We start from the raw sequence: 22,273 nt of genomic DNA on the forward strand, positions 1-22,273 counted from the left end.
TGCGCCAGGCGCCCGACAGCCAGAGACTTGCGTCAGAGCGACTGTCCCAGCATGCTCCGGTTTTCTGCGCGGCGCGGCGTGCTTTCGGCCATTTGTCCCAGCATGCTCCGGTTTTTACGCCTGTCGACCCCGAACTCAGGACGCAATTAGCTGATAATCAATCCTGCCTTCCGGCTCTAAAATGCAGATTTCGGCACTGTTTTATGCCTCCCATGCTGTCCCAGCATGCTCCGGTCTCTCCATTCAGACATCTGAACAGATTGCATCATTTCCCAAACTGGCTGAATATCTGACACACGGGATAAGGCAGTTCCCGGAGATTACCGTGGATTCGATATACTTTTATAACCCTGCGCGCGGTTTGTTGTTTGTCTCATATCATCAAAACAAGCCATTGAAACCCAATACAGAGATTACTCTTTATAATGATTCCATGACGGTCTATAGCAAAGAGTTTACACGCATATTCGGGTGGATGAATACATATATTGAAGATGACGGTTGGGAAAACGGACCTGTAGAATCAGTTTATTCCAATTTGCATTACAACAAGGGAGACAAGCAATTTGTATTGCTGCAACGCATTCCCTACAAGGACAAAAATATCGCAGTGTTCCATATATGTTCCTCCATGCCGAAGAAAGGTAAATGGTGGGAGGAATATCCTCGGGGCATATTTTGGAGAGTAGATCTTGGGAATACAGACAACATCGAACATATAGCTTCTTATTTAAACTCTGCAAGAACAGTTGCAGTTTCAAATTTACAAATAATCCAATCGAAAGAATAACTATGCGAAATCTTATTGCAATATTTCTGCTTGCAGCTTCAACTGTTATGGTTTCGGCGCAAGAATCAAAGGATACAATCGCCGTTCAAGAGTTGAAGGAGATTGTAATTGAGGCTCCAAAGGTAATTCACAAAGCCGATATGGATGTTTACCATCCTTCGCGAAGCGCAGTTGACAATGCAAAAAATGGTGTCCAACTTCTCTCTAACCTGATGATACCGTCGCTATCGGTTAGCGATGCCCTCGGAACCATCACCTCTGCCGGACAGACCGTGCAGGTACGGATCAACGGGCGTGAGGCTTCTGTAGACCAAGTCAAAAACTTACTGCCGACAACCATAAAGCGCGTTGAATGGATTGAAAATCCCGGATTGCGCTATAACGGAGCAAACACCGTACTGAACTTTATCGTTGCCAATCCCACGGTTGGAGGCTCGATGATGCTTTATGCAACTCAGGCCTTAAATCAGGCATGGGGACAATACAATGGAAATGTCAAGTTTAATTTCGGACGTTCTCAGATTGAAGTGGGCGGCGGTTATAAACTGACCGAAAATCTCAAAGTTCACCGCAACTATACTGAGACATTCCACTATCCTGACGGCAAAACACTGACGCGCAACGAGACTTCGCGGGGTGGCAATATCGATAATTCCATTGCAAACCTTTGGGCTACATACAACTATATAAAGCCCGACACCACTGTGATAGTTTTGGAGGCACGAGGGTGGCACAAACCTTCCAACAGGCAGGCTTACTATGGGTTGATGTCCTCAAGTGATGCGGCTAACGACTATTTTCTCACCGACATCAAAGGAGACAAAGGTATACGTCCGTCGTTCTCAGCTTATTGGGAACAGCATTTTGCAGGTCGTCAATTATTTGTAGTCGATTTCAAAAGTCAATTTTATACAGGACGAACTTTCTCCGACTATATAGAGCAAGACCCATCGACACTCAACTTTCTGACCGACATTCACACCAATATCAAAGACCGCAACCAGGTCTATGCAATTGAAGCCGATTATATCAAGAACTGGAATAAGGCGCGACTTACAGCCGGAGTGTCTTATACCGCCAACCGCAACCGTTCTGTTTACGAAAATCTCGGCGGAGAGATATTCCACCAGCGTCAGGACAAAGTCTACTTTTTTGCCGAATACTTTCAACGTATTAACAAAGTGACCCTTACCGCCGGACTCGGCGCGCAATATACCGATTTCCTTTTCCGTGAAACAAATCTCGGAAGTCATTCATGGAACATGCGCCCGCAGGCCGCCGTGACATATTCAATAAATCAGAAGCATCAGCTACGACTGAATTTTGAATCATGGCAATCCACTCCTTCTCTTGCCGAGACCAATCCCACGCCACAGCAGCTCGACGGCTTCCAATGGCGTATCGGCAATCCTGATCTTAAGACATCCAACAGCTATATGCTGACTTTACGTTACAATTTCCAGATCCCCCGTGTTTACGGCCAGTTCGGTGTTCGTGCTTATACATCGCCCAACGCCATAACACCTTTACTCGAATGGCAAGATGAAAAACTGGTCACAATCTACGAGAACAGCCGCGGCTTGCAAAATATCTCGCTATTTCTTGCTCCTCAGGTGGAAATCGTGCCGAAATGGGCAGTCCTGAGCGGTTATCTTCAATGGCGAGCCGAACGTATGCGCGGAACCGGTTACAATCTTCATAACAGTGCATGGAGCGGCAATGTATCTCTGCAAGTAATGCACTATGGCTTCACTCTTTCGGTTCAGTATGTTCGTGCACAACGAGACCTTTGGGGCGAGAGAATCTCATGGGGAGAGGATATAAATCACATAGACCTCACCTACAACTGGAAGAAATGGTCGTTCTCAATCGGCTGCATCATGCCATTCGGAAAGTACGACCAAGGCTCAATGTCTCTTAGCCATTGGAATACCAACGAAAGCCACATGCGGACCAATTTCCGAATTCCTTACATCGGTATAAACTACAATCTGCAATGGGGACTTCAGAAACGTAAGGCAAACAAGATGATTAACGCCTCGGGAGAAACAGACCAATCAACAGCCGGGGGACGGTAGAATCTAAACTATAATCGTGTTGAAAATGAAAAATTTTATAATATTCTTGATTTTGGCAGCAATAAATGTGGCTGCCTACGCAAAGCCGCACTGTCAGGGGTTCAACAACTACGATAACAAAGTCACTATCGTCTTTACTGATTATAAGGCTGGAAGTCAATATACAGTTTCCGATGTAATTTTCGTTCCTTCTTGGAAAGGGAAGGAATATAAAGCCACATCAGTCAGTACAACAGTTGAGAATGGAGTGGCTACTGTGACCCTCGAATTTCCGCATATAACCCAATTCTCAAATCCGAAAGTAATCCTCCGGATTAACGGTAAAAAGAGAACTTTCAAAGTATGCCAATAAAAGCGGATACATGGGGAATCAACCATATATCGAGGTTGATAGAGCTGAAATAATTCATCCAAGATTGAAAAGCTTCCTCAGTGACACCGAGAGGCTAACAAGAGCAAATGCCAATAACGGTTGCGGTTGATTCCACTCCCGTTATTGGCATTGCTGTTTTCACGCTATTGTCATTCTATCGGTTTGATAGCGTAGTTGTTGGGTATCATATGGTAGTTGAGGGGTATTAGCAGCTCTGACATATTGCGTTTTCCTTCGGCATCTATCGCGGAATAAACCATTGTGTCATCAAAAGCGATGTGTCGGAAGCCGTGCATATTGCCGTGGCCATCAGGAAGTCGTGGAACGAGGGGAATAGTCGGTCAATGTTTTTGGGAGAGCATCCGAAGCTGGCCACAATCAGAAGATTGTCCGGCAATCCAAGATAGCCGTCGCTGCGCTCCCAGCAACGGAGATATAGATTGAACACCATTGGCTGGAACAGCGAGAAATTGCATCCGCAGTTTGTAGGGTCGCACACTACCTGAAAACGTTTGTCGAGATTGCGCTCCTCCCACAGCTGCAAGTCCTCGCCAAAGTCGAGAAGCCTGTCGGAGAGCATTGTCCAAAGATACGAGATAATAAGTCCTTTCTGTCTCATAATTCCTGATTGTCAGTGTTTCAATCCCCTGCGGGGCTTTTGTACATATTTTTTACGCATACGGTCGAACTCCTCCAAGGTTTGAGGGTCTTCGGGCGCATGGGTCTGGAACAGGTCGCCCAATGCTCCTATCGCACCAACCGTCATGCCGACACCCTCTTCAAGCACAGATGCCTGTTCTTTCGGAGGTGTAGGATTCGCCCATGTAACCTGAAGTATCCCTTCTCTATCAGTGAGCGGATGACACCGCTCTTTGTCTCACCGCTTGCGCGGGAGTAAGCGCAGAGCCGACGATAGAGAGGGTCGGAAAGGTGGGTCGAGACCGTATGATCCTTAGGTAAAGTATTCTTCATAATCATTGTAATGGTTAAGGTGATTGAATTGGCAACAGCAAGTTTTGTGACCAACGGGAGCCGCCCCTTCTGCGTTTCGTGCAGCATGGGGCGAATCGCCGGATGTATTACATCGGCATAAACTTACTTTGTTTTTAGTGAAAATATTAATCTAAATACTTGTAAAGGTTAAATACGCTCATTTCCAGCATATTTACGGATGGTACGATTGTTATAAAGCTAAATGGCATATGAGTTCATAAAATGGACAATCACTCTGATTTACAAAAGAAAATTATTTGAGAATTAAGCTATATCTAAATTCTCAAATGCAACATCAATTACTATTTGTAAACCCAAATAAGTATATTTGCAAATTCAAATATCAACTATTGTTGATTTGTAATCACAAACATACTAATTTTAATTCTGCGAACATCTCTTTATAGTATTTTTCGGATTCAGAAATAGTTATGCTTGTTAATGCAAAGCCTTAAATTTTACCTTTTCAAATATATTTACAATTGCATACGTAGATTTATTATCTATATAAAACATTGATTAACACTAATTTTATAGCATTATAAATCAGTAATATACAAAATATATTTAAATTAATTATTTAATAGTTATCATATCTCAAAGCAATTTATCTAACATTCCTAATACCCGCAATAAACATCATCTGTTTCACAGCGCATACAAACTATCAATTAAAGTTCCACTTTAGTATTGCGCTTTTTTGACTTCCTTGTGTTATGCAATTGCAAATCTTAAAATTAACACTTATTCCACTTTTAGTTCTCAATGCCGAATCTGTGATTGTAAAACGAAACACTATATTTTTCATTAATAAATTTTGCAGTTTAAAATATTATAATTACATTTGCACATCGAATAACAAATATAAATTCTAAGTTTGTAAACTCATGGATCTTGTTTCCAGACTCAAACAATACCTCACGCTACGTGGTATCGGCATTACCCAATTCGCCGATGAGTGTGACATACCCCGCCCCACAGCATCTCAATTGCTTGCAGGACGAAACAAAAAAGTGAGCGACGAAATCATAGGTAAAATACACTTCACCTACCCTGATCTTTCTGTGACGTGGTTGATGTTTGGCGAAGGGGATATGTCAACGGAAGGAAATATTGCAACGTCAGAGCCTGAAAACGCTCTCAAAAAAGACATTTCAGAGATTCAAATACTTGACAATAAACCGGCTGAGACAATTGATGAGGGTTTGTTTTCTGATAAAGAATCTCAACCAGAAAAAACAGGCACAATTGAAAGTGCGGAAATCCAGGAAAGTAGCGAGGAATTTTCGTTTGGCAACAATACTTTTTCATTCTCACATCAGGCAGCCACTGCCGACCCACATGCATCTCGGCCTGCCCAATGTGTGGACGCACCGATGCCTCAATCCAAACCTAAAACAACAGTTCAAGGGAAAGACAGAAGGGTTACAGGGATCGTGGTCTATTATAGTGATTCAACCTATGAATCGTTCATCCCCGATCCTGATGCGAAACATCCGTTCATGCGTTGATCTCAACTCTGAAAATCACCGGCCGAGAACCATCCGGACATGACACCACCCTCACCCCATCATTGAAAAATTTACAGCACCCGCCGTTTCGTAATGACAACGCCTTAGACACAGATGCCACCAAGGCATCCCAGGCATGCGTGCAAAATCCAGGAGGGCATACATCACCGGATTTTATATTCCACTTCTCGCCAACATGAAATGATCTGCACGGTCCCTCCTCCGGATCATCAAGATACATGCTCTGCAAATCTTCATAGCATTCCATACGTACAACTGAGATTCGGCAATCACAAGGCATCACAGAACTGCCGCCACCCTTTTGGGTGTTCACAGCTGCGTAACCCTTAATTATGCCCAATACGACAGCCCCCAATGAGAGAGCTCCTATTTTGCAGAAATGCCTTCTATCCATCGCTTATACATGTACCTGTTGATTTGACAACATGACACAAAATTACAAAATTTGACATAAACACCAAAGTGGCAACGCCGTCACGGAGTCGCCACTTTGATAATAAACCAATCATTATCACATTTCTTGCAATGGAAAAAGTAATTTTGCTATGCATTATTACAACATAGCCTGATGCAAAAAGGTTCATGAAAGGTTGAAAATATTTTTTCATTCTTCATGGAATTTTTGTAATTTTGTCTTTAATGAAAGGTATAGTCATAAAGAATACCGGAAGCAACTACCTGGTACGCACCACAGACGGCATCGACAGGGCTTGCAAAATAAAAGGCAACTTCCGGCTAAAAGGAATCCGCACCACCAATCCGGTTGCAGTCGGCGACATTGTCAGCGTCACCGATGCTGCTGGAGGAGACACTCCATACATTATATCGGTGGAACCACGCCACAACTACATCATACGCCGTTCAAGCAATTTGTCAAAACAGGCTCACATCCTTGCCGCCAATCTTGACCAAGTGTGCTTGATAGTTACACTATTTCACCCCACCACTTCCACAACATTCATCGACCGATTCCTTGCGACAGCCGAAGCCTACCGTGTTCCGGCAGTATTGGTCATAAACAAGATAGATCTTCTTGAGAATGATTCGGAAGCACTGGAATATCTCTCAGCAGTAAAATACCTTTATGAATCCATCGGATACAAAGTGTGCCTCGTCTCTGCAAAAAACGGAGACGGACTTGAATCACTCAAAACGATCCTTGACAGTAAAGTCACTCTGTTTTCAGGGAACTCCGGTGTAGGAAAATCGACTCTTATAAACGACATAATACCTGGAGCGGAACTCGCCACAGCAGAGATATCCAGCATCCATGATACCGGAATGCACACCACGACATTCTCCGAGATGTTCGCTGTACCGGAAATGCCTGAAGGGACCTACATCATTGACACCCCAGGGGTCAAAGGATTCGGCACTCTCGAATTCGAAAAGCATGAGGTCGGGCATTATTTCCCGGAAATATTCCGATATGGCGCAGATTGCCGCTATGGCGACTGCACACACACACATGAACCGGGATGCGCCGTGAAGAACGCGCTTGATGAAAATCTCATCGCCAGATCACGCTATGCTTCCTATCTGTCAATCCTTGAAGATGAGGATGACGACAAATACCGTAAAGGGTATTAAAATTTAGAAGATATTTTGACATGAGTATATCTATAAATAATCTCAAAGTAGAATTCTCGGCTAAATGCCTTTTTGACAATATTTCCTATATCATAAATCGTAAGGACAAGATTGCGCTTGTAGGTAAAAACGGTGCAGGAAAATCAACTATGCTCAAGATTATAGCCGGTTTACAGAAACCGACGTCCGGTAGCGTCGCCACTCCACACGACACAACTATAGGATACCTTCCACAACATATGACAATAAGCGATACCGCTACTGTCATTGAAGAGGTGCGCACAGCTTTCAGCCACATCCATGAGATGCACGCTCGCCTGGACCGCATGAGCAACGAACTCGCCTCCCGCACCGATTATGAATCGACGGAGTACCAGGATCTCATTGAATCCATGACAGCACTCACCGACCGCATCGCCATGGAGGAAAGCGAGAATTGTGAAGCTGAAATGGAAAAGACTCTCATGGGACTTGGTTTCGTCCGTGAGGACTTCAACCGCCCCACATCAGAATTCTCCGGAGGTTGGCGCATGCGCATTGAGCTTGCCAAACTGCTCCTGACACGTCCTGACGTGCTTCTGCTCGACGAGCCCACCAACCACCTTGACATAGAGTCGATACAATGGCTCGAAAATTTCCTGACCACCAAAGCCAATGCCGTAGTTCTTGTGAGCCACGACCGAGCATTCATCGACAATGTGACCAATCGCACCATCGAGATCTCCCTTGGAAAGATTTATGACTACTCTGTAAATTACTCCAAATACGTTGTGTTGCGACAGGAAAGACTGGAACAGCAGATGCGCGCATTCCAGAACCAGCAGAAGATGATCAAGGAAACAGAGGATTTCATAGAGCGGTTCCGCTACAAGGCAACCAAAAGCGTGCAGGTACAGAGCCGCATCAAGCAGCTTGCCAAGATCGACCGCATCGAAGTCGATGAAGTGGACACCTCTCATCTCAATCTAAAATTCCCACCCGCCCCCCGTTCAGGCGATTATCCGGTGATAGCCGACAATGTGGGGAAAGCATACGGGCTACATCAGGTATTTGACAATGCGACATTCACCATCAAGCGCGGTGAGAAAGTGGCGTTTGTCGGTAAAAACGGTGAGGGAAAATCCACCCTTGTCAAATGCATAATGGGAGAAATACCATTTACAGGCAATCTTAAAATAGGACATAACGTCAAAATCGGTTATTTCGCACAGAATCAGGCACAACTTCTTGACGAGGAAATTTCAGTCTTTGACACAATCGACAGAGTTGCTGTAGGTGACATCCGTACCAAGATACGCGACATTCTCGGTGCATTCATGTTTGGCGGTGAGGCTTCCGACAAGAAAGTGAAAGTGCTCTCCGGAGGAGAAAAGACCCGACTGGCAATGATAAGGCTTCTTCTCGAACCTGTCAACCTTCTCATTCTTGATGAGCCCACCAATCACCTTGACATGAAGACCAAGGATATTCTTAAAAATGCCATAAAAGAATTTGACGGCACGGTCATCGTCGTAAGCCACGACCGTGAATTCCTTGACGGTCTGGTGGAAAAGGTTTATGAATTCGGTGGAGGGAAAGTAAAAGAATGTCTCGGAGGTATATACGAATTCCTTGAAAAGAAAAAACTCGCCTCTCTTTCAGAACTTGAACGTTCAACTACACCTACTGAAAAGCCTTCTGCAAAAAAGTCTGAGCAAAAACCTTCGGATGGCCCCAACACTCAGACACAGACACGAAAGCTCTCCTATGCAGAACAGCGTGAACATGAAAAAATTGTCAGAAAAGCGAAAAAGAAAATGGATGAGGCAGAGTCTGAAGTAAGCCGGCTGGAACAAGAAGTGGCAGATATAGAATCAATAATATCTACAGGAAGCTTTCCTTCCGACATCTACGATCGCCATGCAGCCACAACAAAGCAGCTCGAAAACGCAATGTCGCTATGGGAATTAGCAACGCTCGAATATGAGGAAATAAATTCCACAAAATAGCTTCGGCTTTGGGGATGAACAAATTTTGAAGATTTAATCAGAAGCGATTGATGACGGCTTGCCGACAGGATATCCCGAGGCAAAATAAAATACCGTTCTTGGATCAATAGCCTCGCCCCTATATCGTGTCTCAAAATGCAGATGTGGACCTGTAGTATTTCCGGAATTTCCACTCAGGGCTATCGCCTGCCCGGCAACCACATAATCTCCGGGCGAGACTATCGACATCTTCAAATGGGCATATCGCGTCTCCATTCCATCATCATGAATAAGGACGATATAACGCCCATATCCCTTTGCCTCATAATCCACTCTTTCAACCCTACCCGAAAGCGGAGCAAATACAGTGTCTCCGGGATTCATTGCCACATCTATCCCTTTGTGCATTCTTCCGAAGTTGGGTCGATAGCCAAAACCTGAGGTGATACGTCCCCATTCCATACCTTTTAGAGCCCCAATATATCCAGGATAAGGGACCGTGCTTTTTATCCCATTATTGCCAATAATCCCTGACTTATGATATCCACATCCCGAGTAGGCATGTGATATATAATTCAGCGGACTCACTGCCGATATCTTTACATCCTCAGAATGAGAGATTGCAGACAGAATACTGCTGATATCCGCTTTTTCGGATATCTCATCATGTTTCTCATGATTTTCTGATGAAATCATGAATGACAGCACGTCAGACACCTGAGCATGTGAAATGCCGGAGCCTGACGCGATAATAATTGAAATAAAAATCCGTAAGAGAGACATTCCTCTTATCTGCCAATTTCTTGTGAGTTACTCTTCTGCACAATCCGTTTGTTGCTTTTCGCCACCTTCTGCCAGTTTTTTCTTATAATCCTCAAGGAGTGGAGATATCAGTAATATCCAAGCGGCACAAGCCACAAAAGCAAGAAATGTAAATCCGACAAGAATCAGACCTTTTTTTGGACTCATTGCCCGGATAGGCACAGTTGCCGGAGTCACTATGGCATATACAGGTGTGTTCTCCTGCACTTTAGCCTGGGCCTTCTGTACCTGCTGGGCTGTCTGATTGTACAGGTTGAAAGCGAGAGTCGCCTCATTCTCAAGACGATCCTGCATAGTCTGAGCCGAGTGGAATGCAAGCCCCTGGTTCCTGTCAAGATAGTCGGCATAACGCTGCTGTGCTTTGTAATAATTGCTCTGAGCCTCCTCATTAAGTTTCAAAGCATACTCCAGGTCATTACGAGCCTTGTTTGTACGATAGTTTGTCACATATTCCTGAAGGCGAGCCACCACTGTATCAGCAAGCACAGCCGACACAAGGGGATCCTGCATATTCACATCTATTGTAACAACACTCGTTTTTGTGTCGACTGACGCAGAAACCCGCTGATTAAGAGCCTCTACAAGACCATTTTCTTCTACAGTAAGCTGAAAATTGTCAAGTTTCTTCCCCTCGGCAGGCTCATCATTGCTACGCAATGCTCCAAGAAGTTTGAACGGAAGCCCCATAACCGTACTCCACCAAGGAGCCCTAATCTCATTTTCAAGATATTGGCGCACAGTCATTTTTTTGCCGTCATCTTTTGTTGTCACCTGTACATCAAAAAGACTTGTGGTAAAAGGCACCGAACTAACGACATCCGGATAAAGCTGTGGATACACAGCATCTGCTCCAGATGATGAGCTCATAGAAAAGCCTGCCATTGACGCCAATGCGCCAAGACTGCCACCTCCACCCTTGGAATCTGCCACTTCGGGAGCAAGCTTTACCGAAGTAGCATACTCTTTAGGGATGCTGAACGCAACAACCAGACCGAACACTGCTCCACAAGCACTCCAGACAGCCAATTTTTTGCGTTTCTTCCAAAGAGTCATTGCAAGTTCAAGAAGATCGATCTCCATCTCCTCTTCCTGGCTCTTATTTATATCATTTTCCTGCATCGGGCTTATGAATTTACTTAAAGATATTAGTGATTGTGGCAGCCATTGTAGCTACAGAAGTGAAGCTTGTTGCGAGTGTAAGAATCTTGGTCCAGTCCGTACCGCTATTTTTAGGTTTGCTCGGCACAATAATCTGACAACCCGGCTCTATCGGGGTATTCTTCTTTGCTTTGGCAACTGTTCCGTTGAGATAGACAATAAAAGCCTTTCCCTTTTTAGCCTGCTGACCATAGCCTCCAGCCTGATCTATATAATAGCTCAGTTTCTTTCCCGGCTCATACACCACAGCATTAGGGAACATCACATCTCCTGTTATCTTTACAGTACTCTGTTCCTGTGGTACATAAAGCACATCTCCAGGCTGCATCACAAGGTCATAAGTAGACCCCGGATTATTAAGAGCTTTCTGCAAATCGATACCCACATTATATGTATCAGAAACTTCAATCTTGCTAAGGGCAAGAGAATCAGCCTGACCCGCCTGATTGTTAGCCATTGCCAGGCGCAAAGTTTCCTTTCGGGCAATATATTCAGCCTCTGTAAGCTTGCGAGAAAGACTTGCTCCTTTTATATAGGCTCCTTCAATCACCCCTCCGGCGCGTTTCACAAGCTCCGAAACTCGTTCATTACGTCTCTGTAGTACATACTCTCCATCAAAAAGTACTTCACCGTTAATTTCAACAGTGGTCTGAGCTCCATAGCCTGGAGATTTCCTTACCACTACACGATCATACGGTTTAAGGACAAAATGTTCACCCTTTCCTACCGCAAATCCACCGTCTATCGACACGGAATACACATGCGAAAGCTGCTGTGTAGCTGTCACAGAGGTGGGGTCTACAATTCGGCGTGACACATCGACACGCGCAGTGGAGGCTCCTTCAAGCAGACCTCCGGCTTGAAGTATAATGTCCTCGACCGTCATGTTTTCCGCATAAGGATACGTCCCGGGATTGGTCACCTGTCCGGCGATTGTGATATCTCCACGGTCGGTAAGATCATCAATGCTTGAAATCTCGATTATATCATTACGCTTAAGCTCCACATCAGGTGAAATCCCTGCCATAATGTTCTTCAAGTCAAGAGCAATTATCTGTAGCTGCATGTCAGGGCCCTCACGGTAAAGCAGCACACGGTCGTCATAAGCATTATCTGTAAGCCCATCTGCTTTACGTATCAGGTCAGACACAGTACGGATATCACGCCCTATGGCGAACATTCCGGGGCGATATACAGCACCCTTCAACTCAACCCTGTTAGCATAACGGTCAAGTATGGTACCCACTGTTATCATGTCCCCATCCTTTAGACGATAGGAACCGAATTCTCCTCGCTCTATATTATAAAGTTCATTTTCTGTTCCGCTCTGTCGCTCCAGACGCACCATTCCTGAATATGCGTCTCCGGTAAAACCGCCGGCATAATCAAGAATCGTTTTAATGGTCTCATCCGGCTTGATTTCATAGTACATCGGACGCTTCACATTTCCGTCAATGCTAACAAGCTGTTCATAAGGAGGTACAATTATCACATCCCCTTCCTGAAGACGTATGTTTCCATTGGTTTTCCCATTGAAAAGATATTCGTATATGTCGACACCTGCCACTTTTTTATTGTTGCGCAGCACCTGGATGTTACGGAGTGAACCTATATCATTTATCCCTCCTGACAGATAAAGCGCATGGAATACTGACGAAAACGGCGACATACGGAAAGTGCCAGGAGTGGCAACCTCTCCAAGAATATCGACCTGTATCGTGCGCACCTGACCGAGAGTGACCTGCACATCGGTCTCGGCCTCGCTCATTCCTGCGTATTTACGTGAAAAAGCGTTCTTAATATGCTTGTTGGCATCACTGATAGTCATCCCGTTAAGATAAACCGGACCAATCTGTGCTATCATTATACTCCCTTCCGGAGATATCATCTCACGCAAATGATCTTCAGATGTGCCCCAAATATCGATAATCACTTCGTCACCAGGACCAAGACGATAGTTCTGAGGGGTAGCCAAATTCTCACTTGGCTCGAATGATAAAGCCTGCGTGTTAAAAATTTTGTGACCGTAAATCTCCTTGTAGTTCAGAGAATCAATGGCAAGATTCACATTCTCGTAAAGTAGACCATTGTTATCATTATTATAATAAGAATCATCGGCCGATGTGAAATCAACAGGTCCACCCTGTATCCTCGACTGTGACACACCTTTTTCATAATTCCTTCTTGTCGAAACATTATCTTTCTGACGAGAATTCTCTGAGTTGCCTCTACGGCGGTCGCCATTGACACTTGTAGAGTTACGGCTATCTGCAGCTTCTCCCCTCTGCTGTGCCTCGTATTTGGCCTTTATTCTTTTTGCCTGATCAGGAGTGACCCCCTTTGCAAGAAGTTCCTTCCCTATCTGCTGCTCGGTTTTTCCGGCTGCCGACTGTTTCTTTATATAATCTATCACCTGCTGGTCGGTCAAAGCCGATACCATAAGGCTGCAAACCATAAATAATGGCAGTAAAACACGCCTCATTTTCATCTGTATAAACGATAATTCTATTTTACGGAATTTCAGAACAAAACTGTGCCGATGATTGGTGTATACCTGAAATAACCCATGCCGGGAATACCTCGATAATGATTATCGGTCAAATCTGTTGCAAAGTTAAAAAATTTATTCAACTTTCACAAATGGAATCTGACAATCAAGCACATGTTAAAAAAAACTACTCAGGAGCGGCAGTAAATACTGTCGCTCCTGAGCGTTTATTATTAGCGAGCAAATAATTATTCTGCTACAACTTCAAAAGGAACCTCTACTGTCACGTCACGGTGGAGACGGATAGTAGCAGTGTAGCTGCCTACTTCTTTCACAGCCTCAAGAGAGATGAGCTTACGATCAACATTGTGACCAAGCTTCTCAAGAGCCTCGGCAATCTGTATAGAGTTAACAGAGCCAAAGATTGTGCCTGTGGAAGATGTCTTTGCACCGATAGTGAGCTTCACGCCCTCAAGTGCTGCGGCAGCAGCCTCCGCATCAGCCTTAATGCGCTCAAGTTTGTGAGCACGCTGACGCTGGTTCTCAGCAAGTACTTTAAGAGCTGCCTCGGATGCGATCACAGCTTTGCCTGTAGGGATAAGGTAGTTGCGACCGTATCCGTTCTTTACTTCGACTACATCGTCCTTGTAGCCAAGGCCGTTGATGTCCTCTTTAAGAATGATCTTCATAATTCCTGATAGCTTTTAAAGTTATTTCATCAAGTCAGTAACGTAGGGAAGGAGAGCCAAGTGGCGGGCACGCTTAACGGCCTGAGCCACGCGACGCTGGAACTTGAGTGAAGTTCCGGTGATGCGACGGGGAAGAAGCTTGCCCTGCTCGTTGAGGAACTTCTTGAGGAATTCGGGATCCTTGTAATCGATATACTTGATACCGCTTCTCTTGAAACGGCAATATTTCTTTTTCTTAACGTCTACCGACAGGGGGGTGAGGTAGCGGATTTCTGATGCTTGTGCCATGATTTAGTTCTCCTTTACTTCTTCGTTGACAGATGTGGTTGACTTACGGCTGCGACGCTTCTCGGCATACTCTGCGGCATACTTGTCGTTGCGGAACACGAGGAAACGAAGCACGCGCTCGTCGCGACGGAATGCGGTCTCAATCTTCTTGACGATAGTGGAATCGCCGTCAAACTCTACAAATGAGTAGAAGCCGGTTGACTTTTTCTGGATGGGATAAGCAAGCTTGCGAAGACCCCAGATCTCTTCGTTGACGATAGATGCACCGTTGTCGGTGAGCACCTTCTCGAACTTTTCTACCGCTTCCTTCATCTGCTGGTCAGATAAAACGGGAGTTAAAATGAAAACGGTTTCGTAATGATTCATTTTAGTGAATGATTAGTGAATTATTTGATGGTTGCGCCAGGCTTCATCCGAAGCCAACGCGTTTTTCCGGGTGCAAAATTAGTGAATATAATGTCTATATCCAAATATTTAGACCATTATTATTTCAAAAATCCACACTCAGGCGAATATTGAACTGCCGGCGGGTTAAATAATTTGGCACAGCATACTGCACATCATTGACATCCGTAACCCAATAATAGGAAGCCACGTTGGATATATCAAGGAGATTAAACATATCTACCCCGAGCCATACACTTTTAAGCCACCTCCATGCACCCAAGCGTGATTCACCATCTTTTACCGGAGAGAGCAGAGCGTATTGCAGTCCTACATCAACACGCTTATAAGGCGGCATACGGAAATAGCCCTCATCACGTGTGCTGCGTGGTGCCGTAGATGGCAGCCCCTGCATAAACACGCCTCTGAGTGCGAACTTCAAACGACGGATCTTTGGGAAATAGTCCGTGAAGAAAATCCCCAGCGAATAGCCACGGTCAGTTGGTCTCGGCACATTTATCCCATGTAGCGTCTCTCTTGTTTTCATCAGCGAAAAGCTTATCCAGGAATCACTGCCAGGCACAAATTGCCCGAAAAGTTTCATGTCAATTCCTGTTGCACAGCCTGAAGACTCATTCATCCCTGAATACACCAATTTGAGATTATCAATCTCATACGGCACCAGATCCGACATCTTCTTGTAATACACCTCCCCTGACAATCTGAAAGGTCTGCCTAATGCCCTGAAAGTGTAATCCGTACCGGTTATTATATGGACGCTTTGCTGTGACCTGATATCTTTATTGAGAGTGATTGACTGGTTCCCAAAGCCGTCAGCGACAGCCATACGATATTCCTTATAAAAAGGTGACTGATAATACAATCCTGTAGCAAACCGGAATGCCCATCCCGGATGCTCCTCCGGAATAAAACCGACTGACACTCGCGGACTCACAAGCGTTTCTTTATTGAAACTCCAGTGACACATCCTTACACCGGCATTAACTGTGACAAACCCGGCAGAAGTTGATAACCTCCAGGCATCCTGCAAAAACGCCGTAAAACGTAATGATGACACATCATGTTTGGAATCAAGGCTGTACACCATAGAAAGTTCCGTTGGCGATACCGGGATGGAAAATCCGGCAGAATCCCTGAGCTCCCATTCCCTGCTGCGATCCATGACACACTCTCTTTGGATACCGACACCATACCCAAGAGTGTGGCGTGGATTTATGGCACTCTCACCTTTGATGGCAAATGACATTACTGATGCTTTCAATCTGTTCCGTGCATGTTCACGGTAACGCCCCACCCCAAGTTCCCCACCAATATCGGATGTCCCAGCCTGATCAAGCCAATACTCTCCGGATATATCGTAAGCAACAAGTTCATTGGTGAGATAACTTGATGCCACAAGCCTTAACGCTGTGCCACGGTTCACTCGATACTCCAACGAAAGAGCTCCTAAATATGTCTCGAAGCGATCCTTTTCCTGACCATCAAAATACACAGTAAACTGCCTGGCGTCCATCGACGTGCCAAACGTAGTGGTTCTGTTTACAGGTGTGAAAACATAATTGTTTATAGATATATTGCCAAGAAACGATCCCTTCAGCCTATCGGAGAACTTATATGTAAGAAATGTCTGGTAATCGAAATAACGAGGGCCATACTCCCCTTTGGTGTCCATTGAACTAAGTAGTGATGAAGCCGACTTGTATCTCACACCATGAAGCTGGCTGAATCGGTTGGAGCCCTGCCCTAAGGACAGAGCACCCCCCATAAGGCTTCCTGTCAATGATCCTTCGAATGAATCCAACTCACGATAGGTTATATCCAGCACCGACGACATTTTGTCACCATATTCTGCCGGATAACCACCTGTCGAGAACCCGATCGACCCTACCAGGTCAGGGTTTACAATACTCATCCCCTCTTGCTGCCCAGCCGAAACGAGCTGAGGCCTATATATCTCTATATCATTTATATACACCGAATTTTCATCATATGAACCACCTCTCACAGAATATTGCGACGACATCTCATTGCTACTGTTAACACCAGCCATCGTTGTAATCAACGACTCCACACTCCCGCCCGATACATCAGGCGAACTATGTAACTGTGAAGCATCAATTATAGCAATCGATCCTGTCTGTTTTTTCAGTTCAGCCACCTCTACCTGTTGCAGCATTTCGGAATCGAACTGCATGCGCATATTCAATGCAACCTCTCCTGAAGCTCCGACCAGCCTCCGCTTCTCCTCCCTATATCCTATACATGAAAAAATTATAGTAATGGTATCCGACATGGCACACGACAGAGAATAATCCCCATCTGACCCTGATGTGGTGCCGACAGCAGTCCCTTCTATACGGACAGTAGCAAACTCTATAGGCCCACCTTTAGTATCTGTGATCTTTCCATGCACCTTTACCTGCCCCACAGCTATAACAGGCAACAGTATGCCTGAAATTAAAAGTATACATATTATAATGTGACGCAGTATTGACATTTAGTTATAGTTGGTTGGTCCAACTATAAAACGCTACATATATTAAAAAATTGCATCCACACCTCACAGAACTCTCCTGCTGAGCCTGCGTGGGAACAAGAATACTATTGATAAAGCCACCATGACTGCAAGAGCCCAAGGATAGTAAAGATAAGAGAACGGTGCAGCAGGCGCTATTCCTGCCAAAGACGCGGCAAGCAACGTCTGTGCTCCATAAGGGATAAGGCATTGGACTATACAGGAACATGAATCGAGCAGTGATGCATTCTTCCTTGGATCAATACCATACTTCTCCCCTATCTCACGCGCTATTCCCCCCACAGTTATTATAGCTACTGTGTTGTTGGCTGTACACATATTGACTATCCCAACAAGAAAGGCAACACAAACCTGCGCGCCCCTAAGCCCTGACACCTTGGCTGTGAGCACTCTGAGCAGATATTGGATACCGCCTGCCGCCTTTATGACACCAAGCATACCTGCGGCAAGAAGTGTCACAATAATAAGATCCCCCATAGAATCGATACCCTTGCCCATATATCCGAAGATTGAAATCATGTCAGAGCCATACAACAAACCCATACCGACAGCCGTAAGTATCCCAAGAGTCAGCACAATAGACACATTGACCCCACCTACGGCAGCCACAATGACGACCAGATACGGCAACACAAGCCATGGATTGGCATCATCGCTGATCGGCACATCGGGAGCACCTATACTCATAAAAATGTATACCATAAGAGTAGCCAATGCCGCCGGAAGGGCTATCCACAGATTTGCCTTGAACTTGTCAGCCATCTTGCAGCCCTGCGACCGAGTCGCGGCAATCGTCGTATCGGATATAAACGACATGTTATCACCGAAAAACGCACCTCCGAGCACCACTGCGACATAAAATGGCAGACTTGCCTCCGATGCTTCCGCCATCTCCACCGCTAACGGAGTGAGTGCCACCACCGTGCCAACCGATGTGCCTATTGATAATGAAATGAAACAGGCTGCGACAAAAAGTCCGGGCACAATATATTCCGACGGAAAAATTCTCATTGTGAAATTGACCGTGGCATCGATTGCCCCGATCTCCTTTGCCAATGACGCAAATGCACCCGCAAGAATGAATATCCATATCATATACAGGATATTCGGATGTCCGGCTGAGCGTGAGAATGTCTCGATCCTTTCAGCCAACGAGCCCCCGTTTCGGTATATGACAACACTCCACATAGATGCGGTAAGCAATGCCACAGAAAGCGGCATCTTGTAGAAATCACCTATTATAAGTGACACCGCAAGATACATACACAAAAACACGGCGACCGGCGACAATGCCCACAGTCCTTGCCGTGCACCTATCCTCGACAACTCTACAGGTCCGCTCATCAGCCGAGATACTGCATGTGATCCATCATGACATGAACAAATGGGCGGTCTCCAACCTTAGTGAAGCCCACTCGTTCATACAGTCGGCGCGCTTTAGGGTTAACCGGATCAACAAGTAACCCTGCCGGTTTGCCACACTTGGCAGCACGCTTTATGGATTCCTTAAGCAGCTCACTGGCAATGCCTTTGCCGCGATATTCAGGCAACACTGCAAGAGTGTCGAGATAAAACTCTTCGGCATCACACTCATCCTCCACACCTTCAAGGCTAAGACCAAGGCAAGAGGAAACGGCTTCAAAAAACGGCAACCGAAGCTCATGTAGGCGTGCTCCGTCATATCCCACGCATACCCCCACAGGATTGCCCCGGTCATCAAGTGCGACAAGTGTGTTGGTGTAGCTGTACTGTGTGTCGTCACGTTTTGCCAACATTGCAAACATATCCACGACATCCTCTAAAGTATGATTCTCACCGGCAAGGTTCTGCGCAATCTCAATGCCTATTGCTTCCACCACTGATTCACCTATAAGATGGCTGTCTTCAGGTCGGGCAGGTATTATTTTCATATAAGCGTATTTACGTTTTTAATATTTATAATGCGGTTCATGTCGACAATATCGACACTCTCCACCTCACAGTCACTGCTCAGACAGGGGGCTTTCACCTTCCCATTGATATTTTTGCAGCCACGTTCAATCCTCATTGCATCCCAAAGCCCAGAATCAATGAAAGATCTATGCAGCTCTGCACCGCCCTCGACAAGCACACTTGTTATGCCGCGTTTATACAGATCCTCAAGCACATCATTCAGAGATGAAAATTCTCGATATATGATCGTGGTGCCATCTACCGCATCCATCACTCTGCCTCTGCGGTCAAGTATTACACGCAATGGCGAATGTCCGGCATAAAGACGCGTGTCAAGACGTGGATTGTCAGCCAAAACCGTCCCGCTTCCGACAAGAATAGCATCATGCGTTGCACGAAGCCTATGAGTGAGCATAGATGTAAGCGGCGTTGATATCTTTCCATCGATGTATCCGTCAGCACTCTCAGCCCATTTGAGGGTCACAAAAGGACGCTTCCGGCGATGCGAGGTCACAAACTTCTCATTTAGTTCAAGGCACTCTTTCTCAAGACATCCGGTGACGACCTCGACCCCGGCATCCTTAAGCATTCTTACACCCCTGCCGGCAACCTTCTCGAATGGGTCAAGACACCCTATCACCACTCTTGGTATCCCCTTTTCGATAATCAAGGATGCACAGGGCGGCGTTTTGCCATAATGAGAACATGGCTCAAGAGTCACATACATTGTGGCATTGCGCAACAGAGAGGTGTCAGCCACCGATGCCACAGCATTGACCTCGGCATGACCTTCACCACAACGACGATGCCACCCTTCCCCGATTATCTTTCCTGAAGGATCGACCAGAACAGCTCCCACCATCGGATTAGGGGATGCGTCAAGCAATCCATTGCCGGCGAGACACAAGGCTCGGCGCATATATCGCTCATCGACTTCCATACATCTGAACTTTTTTATCAAGGTTCCACCCAGTCGCCATGTTCCTTAATAAGAGCAATGAGCCGAGGAAGAGCCTCTGACGCAGGAATATTCTTCACCACACATTCCTTGCCTTTGTACAGGCTTATATGCCCGGGTCCTGCGCCTACATATCCGTAATCGGCATCTGCCATCTCTCCGGGACCGTTCACAATGCATCCCATCACACCTATTTTCAATCCTTTAAGATGAGATGTCGCAGCCTTTATTTCCTTCAATGTCGACTGAAGGTCATAGAGCGTGCGCCCGCACCCCGGACATGATATAAACTCCGTCTTGGATATGCGGTGACGAGTCGCCTGTAGAATATTGAGCGACAACCTGTTCAGCTCTTCACGTGTCACATCCGGAGCACCGATAAATATCGCATCCGCAATGCCGGAAAGGAGCACATAACCGAAATCGACCGCAGCAGTGATCTGCAATGCCTCGAAAGAAACAATGTCGTAGAACTTCGCTACAATCACAGGATTCTCAATCCCGCGTGCTGACATCCCATTTACAAACGACTTTACCTTCAAAGCCCAATCGGCACCATCGGCAGTCACAGTTACCACGGCATCATGCCTTGCAGATATTTTATCATATTCAAGACCCCAATCACCGTTCAAGTCAGCCCATATACCATCCTTGGTTTCATCATTTATAGGATCAAGCCCCACTACCTGAGTGACTCTGCCGTCCCATGCCGACTTTCTTCGAGAACAGACAAACGGATCTGCATCTTCTATGTATCCGTTCATCACATAATCACCGGATGCTCCTGACACCTCATCGATATGACGCAGTATCGCTTTCGCTACAGGTATTTCCTGTTCAGGCTCTTCACTGAGTGACACGCGTATAGTATCCCCTATACCATCCATCAGCAACGATCCTATTCCGACCGCCGACTTTATTCTGCCATCCTCTCCATCGCCGGCCTCGGTCACACCGAGATGCAACGGAAAATGCATATCCTCCGCATCCATAGCTGCAACAAGACGGCGCACAGTCTCAGTCATCACAAGCACATTGGAGGCCTTGATCGATATGACCACATCATTGAACTCATGACGTACACATACACGAAGAAACTCCATGGCACTCTCCACCATACCGGCAGGGGTATCGCCATACCGGCTCATGATTCGGTCGGAAAGAGACCCATGGTTAACTCCGATGCGCAAAGCAGTGTGATGCTCCTTACAAAGGTCAAGAAGCGGGACAAGAGCATTCTCAATCTTTATGAGCTCTTCGGCATATTCCCCGTCAGTGAACTCTATCTTCTTGAATGTACGTCCCGGATCAACGAAATTGCCTGGATTGATACGTACTTTCTCAACCCTCTCCGCAGCGGCAAAAGCCGCACGCGGGTTGAAATGCACATCAGCGACCAAAGGCACCTTAACACCCATCGTGCCAAGCGACTTCTTTATCTCGTAAAGGTTCTCTGCCTCACGGACACCCTGTGTAGTGAGGCGGACTATCTCGCCTCCGGCCTCTACAATGCGTCGTGTCTGCTCAGCCGAGCCTTTAGTATCATTGGTGGAGGTAGTTGTCATTGACTGCACAACCACCGGATTGTTTCCGCCAATAGTCACGTCACCTACCTTGACCGGAGAGGTGACGCGACGTGTCCATTGGAATTTTTCCATAGAAAAACAAGCCACA

General features: G+C 45.8%; 20 protein-coding genes. 6 read left to right on the forward strand and 14 right to left on the reverse strand.

Annotated features, from left to right (window positions below; genetic code table 11):
- Window positions 1-181: 181 nt before the first annotated feature.
- The 3 genes from EZ315_RS16405 to EZ315_RS12740 are packed head-to-tail and all read left to right on the forward strand — an operon-like array spanning window position 182 to window position 3,220.
- The gene (locus EZ315_RS16405; protein ID WP_170957547.1) at window positions 182-790 is read left to right on the forward strand and encodes a hypothetical protein; all 609 of its coding nucleotides are present in this window, start codon (window positions 182-184) and stop codon (window positions 788-790) included.
- 2 nt (window positions 791-792) lie between these two features.
- Window positions 793-2,868: an outer membrane beta-barrel protein gene (locus EZ315_RS12735; RefSeq protein ID WP_170957548.1), complete on the forward strand. Its 2,076-nt coding sequence runs from the start codon at window positions 793-795 to the stop codon at window positions 2,866-2,868.
- A gap of 25 nt (window positions 2,869-2,893) precedes the next feature.
- The gene (locus EZ315_RS12740) at window positions 2,894-3,220 is read left to right on the forward strand and encodes a hypothetical protein (RefSeq protein WP_242452602.1); all 327 of its coding nucleotides are present in this window, start codon (window positions 2,894-2,896) and stop codon (window positions 3,218-3,220) included.
- A gap of 262 nt (window positions 3,221-3,482) precedes the next feature.
- On the opposite strand, the gene EZ315_RS12745 is transcribed toward EZ315_RS12740, so the two are convergent.
- Window positions 3,483-3,860 (reverse strand): hypothetical protein, encoded by a 378-nt coding sequence (locus tag EZ315_RS12745; protein ID WP_135472408.1) that lies wholly within the window; start codon window positions 3,858-3,860, stop codon window positions 3,483-3,485.
- 143 nt (window positions 3,861-4,003) lie between these two features.
- Window positions 4,004-4,213 carry a hypothetical protein gene (locus EZ315_RS12750; protein WP_135472409.1) on the reverse strand — a complete coding sequence of 70 codons (210 nt, stop codon included), beginning with the start codon at window positions 4,211-4,213 and terminating at the stop codon, window positions 4,004-4,006.
- A gap of 908 nt (window positions 4,214-5,121) precedes the next feature.
- Between EZ315_RS12750 and EZ315_RS12755 the strand changes: the two genes are divergently transcribed.
- Window positions 5,122-5,745 carry a helix-turn-helix domain-containing protein gene (locus EZ315_RS12755; protein ID WP_135472410.1) on the forward strand — a complete coding sequence of 208 codons (624 nt, stop codon included), beginning with the start codon at window positions 5,122-5,124 and terminating at the stop codon, window positions 5,743-5,745.
- Here EZ315_RS12755 and EZ315_RS12760 read toward each other — a convergent pair.
- A complete protein-coding gene (locus EZ315_RS12760) occupies window positions 5,735-6,160 on the reverse strand; it encodes a TIGR04076 family protein (RefSeq protein WP_135472411.1) in 426 nt (141 codons plus the stop codon). The genes EZ315_RS12755 and EZ315_RS12760 overlap by 11 nt on opposite strands.
- Window positions 6,161-6,405: 245 nt before the next feature.
- Between EZ315_RS12760 and rsgA the strand changes: the two genes are divergently transcribed.
- Together rsgA and EZ315_RS12770 are read left to right on the forward strand one after the other, a co-directional pair.
- Window positions 6,406-7,356, forward strand: coding sequence for a ribosome small subunit-dependent GTPase A (gene rsgA, locus EZ315_RS12765; RefSeq protein ID WP_135472412.1), 951 nt, complete (start codon window positions 6,406-6,408; stop codon window positions 7,354-7,356).
- 20 nt (window positions 7,357-7,376) lie between these two features.
- A complete protein-coding gene (locus EZ315_RS12770; RefSeq protein ID WP_135472413.1) occupies window positions 7,377-9,344 on the forward strand; it encodes an ABC-F family ATP-binding cassette domain-containing protein in 1,968 nt (655 codons plus the stop codon).
- A 33-nt stretch (window positions 9,345-9,377) separates the two neighbouring features.
- On the opposite strand, the gene EZ315_RS12775 is transcribed toward EZ315_RS12770, so the two are convergent.
- From EZ315_RS12775 to ispG, 11 genes are all read right to left on the reverse strand, one after another.
- Window positions 9,378-10,019 carry a M23 family metallopeptidase gene (locus tag EZ315_RS12775; RefSeq protein ID WP_160655878.1) on the reverse strand — a complete coding sequence of 214 codons (642 nt, stop codon included), beginning with the start codon at window positions 10,017-10,019 and terminating at the stop codon, window positions 9,378-9,380.
- 114 nt (window positions 10,020-10,133) lie between these two features.
- Window positions 10,134-11,264 carry a Wzz/FepE/Etk N-terminal domain-containing protein gene (locus tag EZ315_RS12780; RefSeq protein WP_135472415.1) on the reverse strand — a complete coding sequence of 377 codons (1,131 nt, stop codon included), beginning with the start codon at window positions 11,262-11,264 and terminating at the stop codon, window positions 10,134-10,136.
- Between the two features lie 13 nt (window positions 11,265-11,277).
- Window positions 11,278-13,785 (reverse strand): SLBB domain-containing protein, encoded by a 2,508-nt coding sequence (locus tag EZ315_RS12785; RefSeq protein ID WP_135472416.1) that lies wholly within the window; start codon window positions 13,783-13,785, stop codon window positions 11,278-11,280.
- 254 nt (window positions 13,786-14,039) lie between these two features.
- The gene (gene rplI / locus EZ315_RS12790) at window positions 14,040-14,480 is read right to left on the reverse strand and encodes a 50S ribosomal protein L9 (protein WP_135472417.1); all 441 of its coding nucleotides are present in this window, start codon (window positions 14,478-14,480) and stop codon (window positions 14,040-14,042) included.
- A 21-nt stretch (window positions 14,481-14,501) separates the two neighbouring features.
- Window positions 14,502-14,771, reverse strand: coding sequence for a 30S ribosomal protein S18 (gene rpsR / locus EZ315_RS12795; protein ID WP_170957576.1), 270 nt, complete (start codon window positions 14,769-14,771; stop codon window positions 14,502-14,504).
- On the reverse strand, window positions 14,772-15,134 hold the full coding sequence (gene rpsF, locus EZ315_RS12800; protein ID WP_135472418.1) for a 30S ribosomal protein S6: 363 nt from the start codon (window positions 15,132-15,134) through the stop codon (window positions 14,772-14,774).
- 124 nt (window positions 15,135-15,258) lie between these two features.
- Window positions 15,259-17,670 (reverse strand): TonB-dependent receptor, encoded by a 2,412-nt coding sequence (locus EZ315_RS12805; protein WP_135472419.1) that lies wholly within the window; start codon window positions 17,668-17,670, stop codon window positions 15,259-15,261.
- A gap of 63 nt (window positions 17,671-17,733) precedes the next feature.
- Entirely contained in the window at window positions 17,734-19,053 is a 1,320-nt protein-coding gene (locus EZ315_RS12810) for a Na+/H+ antiporter NhaC family protein (protein WP_135472420.1), read from the reverse strand.
- Complete coding sequence (locus tag EZ315_RS12815; RefSeq protein WP_135472421.1) at window positions 19,053-19,619, reverse strand: GNAT family N-acetyltransferase; 567 nt, start codon at window positions 19,617-19,619, stop codon at window positions 19,053-19,055. The genes EZ315_RS12810 and EZ315_RS12815 overlap by 1 nt, the downstream gene beginning before the upstream one ends.
- Window positions 19,616-20,581 carry a bifunctional diaminohydroxyphosphoribosylaminopyrimidine deaminase/5-amino-6-(5-phosphoribosylamino)uracil reductase RibD gene (gene ribD, locus EZ315_RS12820; protein WP_135472422.1) on the reverse strand — a complete coding sequence of 322 codons (966 nt, stop codon included), beginning with the start codon at window positions 20,579-20,581 and terminating at the stop codon, window positions 19,616-19,618. Before ribD ends, EZ315_RS12815 begins: the two co-directional genes overlap by 4 nt.
- Window positions 20,582-20,598: 17 nt before the next feature.
- Window positions 20,599-22,257 carry a (E)-4-hydroxy-3-methylbut-2-enyl-diphosphate synthase gene (ispG, locus tag EZ315_RS12825; protein WP_135472423.1) on the reverse strand — a complete coding sequence of 553 codons (1,659 nt, stop codon included), beginning with the start codon at window positions 22,255-22,257 and terminating at the stop codon, window positions 20,599-20,601.
- Window positions 22,258-22,273 lie beyond the last annotated feature (16 nt).

This window comes from Duncaniella freteri, assembly GCF_004766125.1.
GTDB classification, from domain to species: Bacteria; Bacteroidota; Bacteroidia; order Bacteroidales; family Muribaculaceae; genus Duncaniella; species Duncaniella freteri.